Genomic DNA, 7,568 nt, shown 5'->3' with positions numbered 1-7,568 from the left:
TGGGGGGCCTCGCCCTGCCGCTCGCGCGCCGCCGCGACGTCTGACGCGCCCACCCCACGGCCGGGAGGCGCGGTGCCAGCTGGCACCGCGCCTCCCGTCGTTCGCGGTGTGGGTCCGCAGCGTCACTAGGCTCACAGCGTGCGCTCCGTCCCCGCCCTGCTCCTGCCCGCGATCGCGGGCGTGCTGCTGCTGGCCGGCTGCGCCGGGCCGCCGCCCGTCGACGAGGCGGCGCTGCACGCCTGGGAGAAGCGGCAGATGGCCGCCGAGTCGGACCGGGACCTCGGCGCGATGTTCGCCGAAGAACCCGCCGGGCAGAGCGCGACGGGGAACGACGACGAGATCGACCGTGGCGTCACGATCACGTTCGCGCACCCGGAGACGGTCGACCACCTCGAGTTCTCGTGCTTCGGTGACGGGCACATGAGCGGTTCGGTCATGGTCGTCTCCCGGGAAACGTCGCGGAACCACATCATCGAGGCGATGCCCTGCGGCGACGGGGAGCAACGCATCGACCTGCGGCGAACCTGGCGTGCCGACGTCGACAGCATCTCCTTCAACGGGTTCGACAGTGACCGCGACAGCGCCTGGAACGTTCGCGTGATCGGCGCAACGCCCGGCGCGGACTGATCGCCCGAGCGTTCAGGACCGCCGGACGTCGTACCGGTGCAGGGTGACGCCGTTGTCGGAGCGCTGCTGCTCGATCAGGTCGAGCTGCACGAGCGGACGGTGCCCCGAGAGCGGCGGATCGAACAGCGGCCGACCGGCACCGAGCACCGACGGGTGCGTGAAGAGCATGACCTCGTCGAGCAGCCCGGCGTCGAGCAGCTGACTCGCGATGCTCGGCCCACCGACGCCGATGTCGCCCTCGCCTTCGGCACGGATCGCGGCCAGCTCGGCGATCGCGTCGCCGTCGCCTCCGATGACCCGGGTGTCGTGGTCGGCGGTGGTCCGCGTGCGGGACACCAGGATCTTCGGCTGCGCGGTCCAGATCTCGCCGTACTCGCGCAGGTACTCGGGCATCGACTCGTCGTGCCGGGCATCGGGCCAGAACGGGTCCATCATGTCGCGCACGACCCGGCCCTCGACGGACAGGGTCATCGCGGCGGCCCGGGCGTTGAACTCGCGGTGCAGTGGCTCGTCGATGCGCATCCAGTCGGGGCCGTCCAGGCCGTCGTGCTCGCCGGGTGCCCGTTCGACGAACCCGTCGACGGAGACGTTGATCCAGTAGACGAACCTCGCGGGCATGGCATGACTCCTTCGTCGGGCCGAGCGTACGCGCGCGCTGCCGACCAGCGCCATCGAGGGGCGCACGACACCGGTGTTGCCGAGGTGCACCGCGACCTGCGCGTGTTCGACCCGCGAACACCGGTGTTGTGGCGCCCCCGCGCACCGCGCCCCGATCCGGGAAACGCCGCTCGGCGACACGGATACCCGTCGGGATGCGAAGATGCATCGTTGGTGCCGGAGCCGAGGACGAGGGTTGGATGATCCCGACGGAAGAACACGACGCGAGCGCGCCGCTGCTCGACGGTCGGTACCGCCTGGAACAGGCGATCGGTCAGGGCGGCATGTCCGTCGTCTACCGCGGCGTGGACGAGAGCCTGCACCGCCCGGTCGCGATCAAGCTCTTCCACGCGGGCATCGTCGACATCGCCCGGCAAGAGGCCGAACTCGGCGTGCTGGCGTCGCTCGAGCACCACAACCTCGTCAGCCTGCTCGACGCCGGGGTCGTCACCAGCCAGGACGGCACCCAGCAGCGCTACATCGTGATGTCGCTCGTCGTCGGGCAGGACCTCGAGGAACGTCTGAGCGTCGGCCCGCTCGCCTCGCGCCACATCGCCGAGATCGGCTACGACATGGCCGAGGCGCTCGACTACATCCACGCCAACGCCGTCGTGCACCGCGACATCAAGCCGTCGAACATCCTGCTCGTCGACTACGGCAACGCCTCCGAGCGGGCCCGCGCACGCCTGACCGACTTCGGCATCGCGCTCGCCGCCGGCGTCGAACGCCTGACCGCCGACGGCGTGACCACCGGCACCGCCGCCTACCTCAGCCCCGAGCAGGCGCGCGGCGGCGAGGTCGGCCCGCCGAGCGACGTCTACTCGCTCGGCCTCGTGCTGCTGCAGTGCTTCACCCGCCGCCGGGAGTTCCCGGGCTCGCTCGTCGAGTCCGCCGTCGCGCGGCTGTCCCGCGACCCCGTGGTCCCCGAACCCCTGCCCGAGCACTGGAAGCACCTGCTCCGCGCCATGACCGCGCAGGATCCCGCAGCCCGTCCGCTCGGCCCCGAGCTGGTCACGATGCTCCGCGACGTCGTGATCGCCGAGACCGCCGCCCCCGACCACGTGGTCGAGCCGACGGACGAGACAGCCCCGGTGCCGACGCGGTCCGAGACCGATCGCCCGGCGACCCTCGACACGCTGCCGAACGAGTCGCTGCAGCGCACCACGACCATGGCTGCTCGGCTCTTCGACGCACCGATCGCCCTGATCGAGGTGCTCGACGAGGACCGCGAGTGGTCCCAGTCGTACATCGCCGAGGGCATCGACGAGGCGGCCCGGAGCATCAGCTTCACCAACGGCTTCGCGCCCGTGCCCGTCCCCGTCGTGATCCCCGACGGTTCCGCACACCCCGAGATGCGCAACAGCCCCCTGGTCACCGGCCCGCTCGGCATCCGCTTCTACGTCAGCGTCCCGCTTGTCCGGCACGACGGCGCGCCGATCGGCACCCTCGCCGTGCTCGACACCCGACCGCGGCAGGCCACCGAGGACGACCTCGCCAACCTCCGCGACCTGGCGGCGCTCGCCGTCTCGCAGCTCGAGATCCGGCAGGAGTCCCTGCGCACGACCAGCGACTCGCTGCCGGTCCCACGGGTGGGCGGCGACCACACCGCCTGACGGGAGGCGCGGTGCCACCCCGCACCGCGCCTCCCGTCCGCCCGTGGTCGCGTCCACCGCCACGCCACGCCGCGCCGCGCCGGCGCCGTCCGCCGAGCGGTCACGATCCGTCGGCTGACGCGCTCCCGCCCGACCCTTCGTGACCGCTCGCCCGCCGGTCGGCGGGGTGTCGTGACCCCTCGCGGTGGTGCGTGTTCGCGCGCGTCGGCTCGCACTGCCGAGCGGGCGAAATGCCGGGGTACCTCCGCGGGCTGACGCGGGTGTTTCGCCCGCTCGCGGTGGTGGGGGTTCGCGTGCGTGGGTCGGGGTTGCCGAGCGGGCGAAATGCCCGGGTGCCTCCGGGAGCTGACCCGGGTGTTTCGCCCGCTCGCGGTGGTGGGGGTTCGCGTGCGTGGGTCGGGGTTGCCGAGCGGGCGGAATGCCGGGGTGCCTCCGCGCATGAACCCGGGTGTTTCGCCCGCTCGGCCGGGGGGGCCTCAGCCGAGGCGGGTCGCGGCGATGCCGCCGTCCACGTCGATGGTGGCGCCGTGCACGAAGGACGCCTCGTCGGAGGCCAACCAGCGCACGGCGAACGCGACGTCGACCGGCCGGACGGGTGCGCCGGCCGGTGTGCCCGCCGTCATCTGCGCGAGGACGTCGTGCGAGTCGGCGTTGCCCGGCGTGGCGGTGGCACCGGGGGAGACCGTCGACACCCGCACACCGTGCGGGCCGAACTCGGCGGCCCACGCCCGGGTCAGCTGCTCCACGGCCGCCTTCGTCGCCGGGTACAGCGCCGTGAAGGGGACGCCGACGCGGGACATCCACGAGCCGATGTTCACGATGACACCCGAGCCGCGCTCGACCATGCCCGGAGCCAGGGCGCCGACCAGGACGTGCGGTGCTCGGACGTTCGTGGCCCAGAGCGCTTCGGCGTCGTCATCGGGGAGCAGCGCCGTCGGGCCGACCGGGTAGACGCCGGCGTTGTTGACGACGATGTCGACCCGGCCACCGAGGGCCGCCGTGGCACTGGCCGCGAGGTCGCGGACGGCGTCAGGGTGCGCGTTCAGCTCGCCGATGACGGCCACGGCGGAGCCACCTGAGGCGGTGATGGCGTCCACCACGGCCTGCGTGCGCTGTACGTCACGGCCGGCGACACCGACCGTCGCGCCGGAGGCGGCGAGGACCCTGGCGACGGCTTCACCGATGCCGCTCGAGGCGCCGGTCACCAGCGCGGTCCGGCCGGCCAGTCGGTCGTCGGAGGTCAAGGAGTCGAGGAGTGCTTCGTTGGTCTGCATGCTCCGATGCTCGGTCCGGCGAGGCGGTCGGCGATTGCACAGGACTCCGGACTGCTTGCCGGATCCAGCACGGGCGTTCAGCGCATCCATCGGGTCGACAGAATGAGTACATGGACGACGTCACCTCGGACCGACTGGACCGCGCGCTGCAGAGCGTCCTGGCCCACGTCGACGACACGGAGCGCGCCGGACGGCTCGGACTCCGCCTGGCCCGGGTCGACGCGCCGACCGACCTCGGGTACCAGCGCTACACGCCGTCGGTGTCGGTGGTGCTCGCGGGGCAGAAGCGGTCCATCGTCGGGGACGACGACCAGCTCTGGGGTCGCGAGCGCTTCATCATCACACCCGTCGACCTGCCGGTGATCGCCGGTGTGGTCGCCGTGGAAGAACCGGCGGGATTCGTCGCGGTCGTCTGGCAGCTCGACCCCGCGGTGGTGGCCGAGGTCGCGACGGCGATGTCCCGCCCGCACCAGGACGAAGCGCCGCCGGCCCGACTCGGCAGCTGGACACCAGCGCTGGCGGACGCGTTCGCGCGACTCGTCGGATTGCTCGACACTCCGGAGGACATGGCGGTCCTCGCCCCGCTCGTCACCCGCGAGGTCGTGCTCCGGCTGCTGCAGACCGACCAGGCCCCGCGCATCCTGGCCGCGATCGGCAACCGGGACGGCGACGTGGTCGCGGCCGCCACGGCCCTGCTCACCGATCGGCTGGCGGACCCGTGGTCGGTCGCCGACCTGGCCGCGGCGGTCCGGACGAGCGAGTCGACCCTGTTCGCACGCTTCCGGCAGGTCACCGGGATGAGCCCGGTGCAGTACCTGCGGCGGCTGCGGCTGGGAGAGGCCCGGCGGCGGATGATCGTGCTCGGGGACACCGCTGCCCAGGCTGCTGCGGCGGTGGGGTACCGGAGCGCCTCGCACTTCTCGCGGGACTACCGCGCCCTGCACGGTCGTCCACCGGCTGCCGACGCCGGTCGGGCTCGTGAGCTCATGGCGCGGGGCGAGGTCGCGATCGCCTGACGCGTCAGTCCTCGGTGAGTGCTGCCGCGTAGGCGCTGACGGAGCGGTGGTAGCGGGGGAGCGTCGGCTCGACGGCCTCGATCGCGACGCGCAGGGCCTCGGCCGAGCGTCCCGCGCTGTGCAGCGCGAGCGCGAGGAACACCCGCGGTGCCGCCCCGGTGGCGGGGTGCTCGGGGGCGTCGCGGAGCATCGCGATGGCGGCCTCGACCCGGCCGAGGTTCCGCAGCGTCGAGGCGTGCTGCACGACCATCCGCGCCGCGCGTTCGGGGTCGACGGTGTCGAGACCCGCTGCGGTCGCGGCGGCGTACTGCACGTCGGCCTCGGCCTCGTGGCCGCCCGAGTCGAAGGCGCCGCCGAGCTCGAACGCGCCGAGGGCCGGGTGCGGGGCGTCCGCTGCGAGGTCACGCATCCGCTCGATCCGCTGGTGGTCGTCGATCGTCTCGTCGTCCCACAGCGTCGCGACGCGTGCTTCCCAGTCCCCGGTGCTCATCCGGCGAGCGTACCGCCGTCGGTGATCGTCGCGCGGAAGGAGCGGACGAGCGGTGCGCCCGGCTGCACGACCGCGGGGATGTCCCACGCCAGGGCCGAGCCGATCGCCGGGTACTCCTCGGCGCGGACGAACCAGGGGTCGTGGTGGTCGAGGGCCTCGATGCGGATCGTCGCCGGCCCGCCGTCGAACACCGCGGACCAGGAGATCCAGGGTGCGACCGAGCCGTGCACGGCGGTCTCGCCCTCGGCGTCGGCGGTCCGGACGACGACCCCGGTGCACTCCGGGAACCGCCAGGAGAAGCCGCCGTAGCCCGCGCCGACCCGGCCGTTGCTGCCCGGGCCGCCGAGGTGCACGGGGGAGTCGCCGGGGGCGCGGAACGACGACGACCAGGACAACTCCCACCCGGTTCCGACCGAGCGCCAGCGCAGGGCGCGGTCCTCGTGCAGGACCACCGCGCGGTCCGGACCCCGCCAGACCAGCTCCTCCGTCGACCCGTGTCCGTGCTGCGCAGCGTGCACGACCTCGACCGAACCGTGGTCGTCGCGCCAGACGTAGCCGGGGCCGTGAACGTAGGTCCGTCCGCCCCAGCAGTTCACGCCGTCGACGTCGGGGATCGCGACGCCGACCCCGCAGTGCCAGTCGTGGTCGCCCGGGTGGTGTGCGCTGACCACGGTGCCGCCGAGGGTCCGGACCGGGTGCAGGTACGGCCGAGGGGACGACGTGGCGATCGTGCCGGCCCCGTCGCGTTCGACGGCGACCGTGACGTCGTCCACGCGGAGCTCCTGCAGCGTCTGGTCGCGGGCCGTGTGCGCCCACGGTGCCCCGACTTCCGAGAACAGCGCGCGGGCGTCGGCGGCGCGCTCGATCGTGGCCTCGACACCGGTCACCACGGGGCGCCGGGTCGGCCCCTCGCCCTCCCACGTCACCCAGGGGTGGTCGAGCTGCACGGGTTCGGTCGCGCGGACCGCCTCGAGCACCTCGACGAACGCTCCCGTCGAGACGAGCGGCACGAGCAGTTCATCGCCGTGGGACCGGTGCGCCAGCAGGTTCTCGAGCAGGTCGGTGCGCTCCAGGCGCGTGGTCGCGCCGTCGATCGTGACGTCGTCCGTCGTGTAGTGCAGCACGCCGTCCCCCGTCGCTCCCCGCACCCGCACGGTCGGCGGGACCTCGGTGGTGGCGCAGAGCGTGAGCGCGGCAGTGGCCTCGAGGCCGGCGGTCGTGGTCACCCGGACGGCCGAGGTGTCGTCGCCCTCGATGGCGTTCGCCCGGTACAACTCGACCTCGACCCGCGCGACGTCGGCGGTCCGGCGGCAGCCGACGAGCGCCAGGGCCGTCGCCACGGCGTGGGCGAGCGGGTTGGTGACGACGCCGTCGAGCACGTCCACGCCGCCGACCCGACGGCGCCCCGCCCAGGGGGAGCGGTCCCAGTACGCCCGGTCGCGGGTCCACGTGCCGACGGCGGCCGCAGACCGGACGGCACCGACGAGCGCCCCGTCACGGAACGCCGGCAGCGCGGCGGAACCGAGACTCTGGAACCCCACCTGCACGACCCTGCCGGTCCGACGTTCGGCCTCGAGCAGCACGTCGAGGGCGTCGCGCGTGGTGACCGGAGGCTTCTCGAGCAGCACGTCGGCGCCGGCGTCGAGCGCATCGAGGGTGAGTGGCAGGTGCGCCGCGATCGGAGCCGCCACGACGACCACGTCCACCGGTCCGAGCCTGCGGGCCGCTGCCACGTCGGCCACGACGGGCACACCGGCGTCGGCGGTCGTGCCGAGCGCGGGGTCGACGACGGCGGTCACCGTGCAGACCCCTGCTGCCACGAGCCGGTCGATGTTCGCGCGGTGGTGCAGGCCGTAGCCGCGGGCTCCGACGAGCACCACGCCCGGCAGTG

General features: G+C 73.5%; 7 protein-coding genes. 3 read left to right on the top strand and 4 right to left on the bottom strand.

The features are described from left to right. Positions 1–138 precede the first annotated feature (138 nt). Entirely contained in the window at positions 139–627 is a 489-nt protein-coding gene (locus tag ITJ50_RS17115) for a hypothetical protein (protein WP_194590994.1), read from the top strand. 12 nt (positions 628–639) lie between these two features. Here ITJ50_RS17115 and ITJ50_RS17110 read toward each other — a convergent pair whose 3' ends face one another. After that, a complete protein-coding gene (locus ITJ50_RS17110; RefSeq protein WP_194590993.1) occupies positions 640–1,245 on the bottom strand; it encodes a dihydrofolate reductase family protein in 606 nt (201 codons plus the stop codon). A gap of 239 nt (positions 1,246–1,484) precedes the next feature. Between ITJ50_RS17110 and ITJ50_RS17105 the strand changes: the two genes are divergently transcribed. Continuing rightward, the gene (locus ITJ50_RS17105; RefSeq protein WP_194590992.1) at positions 1,485–2,897 is read left to right on the top strand and encodes a protein kinase domain-containing protein; all 1,413 of its coding nucleotides are present in this window, start codon (positions 1,485–1,487) and stop codon (positions 2,895–2,897) included. 476 nt (positions 2,898–3,373) lie between these two features. On the opposite strand, the gene ITJ50_RS17100 is transcribed toward ITJ50_RS17105, so the two are convergent. Then, on the bottom strand, positions 3,374–4,171 hold the full coding sequence (locus ITJ50_RS17100) for an SDR family NAD(P)-dependent oxidoreductase (RefSeq protein ID WP_071251005.1): 798 nt from the start codon (positions 4,169–4,171) through the stop codon (positions 3,374–3,376). A gap of 110 nt (positions 4,172–4,281) precedes the next feature. Here ITJ50_RS17100 and ITJ50_RS17095 point away from each other — a divergent pair, with 110 nt between their 5' ends. Beyond that, a complete protein-coding gene (locus tag ITJ50_RS17095; RefSeq protein ID WP_017885809.1) occupies positions 4,282–5,187 on the top strand; it encodes an AraC family transcriptional regulator in 906 nt (301 codons plus the stop codon). A gap of 4 nt (positions 5,188–5,191) precedes the next feature. On the opposite strand, the gene ITJ50_RS17090 is transcribed toward ITJ50_RS17095, so the two are convergent. Together ITJ50_RS17090 and ITJ50_RS17085 are read right to left on the bottom strand one after the other, a co-directional pair. Continuing rightward, positions 5,192–5,677: a tetratricopeptide repeat protein gene (locus ITJ50_RS17090; protein ID WP_071251006.1), complete on the bottom strand. Its 486-nt coding sequence runs from the start codon at positions 5,675–5,677 to the stop codon at positions 5,192–5,194. Continuing rightward, positions 5,674–7,557, bottom strand: coding sequence for a DUF6807 family protein (locus tag ITJ50_RS17085; RefSeq protein WP_236559572.1), 1,884 nt, complete (start codon positions 7,555–7,557; stop codon positions 5,674–5,676). The genes ITJ50_RS17090 and ITJ50_RS17085 overlap by 4 nt, the downstream gene beginning before the upstream one ends. Positions 7,558–7,568 lie beyond the last annotated feature (11 nt).

The sequence above is a fragment of the Curtobacterium sp. VKM Ac-2889 genome (genome assembly GCF_015350855.1).
GTDB lineage: Bacteria > Actinomycetota > Actinomycetes > Actinomycetales > Microbacteriaceae > Curtobacterium > Curtobacterium poinsettiae.
This window is presented reverse-complemented; position numbering and strand designations above follow the sequence as displayed.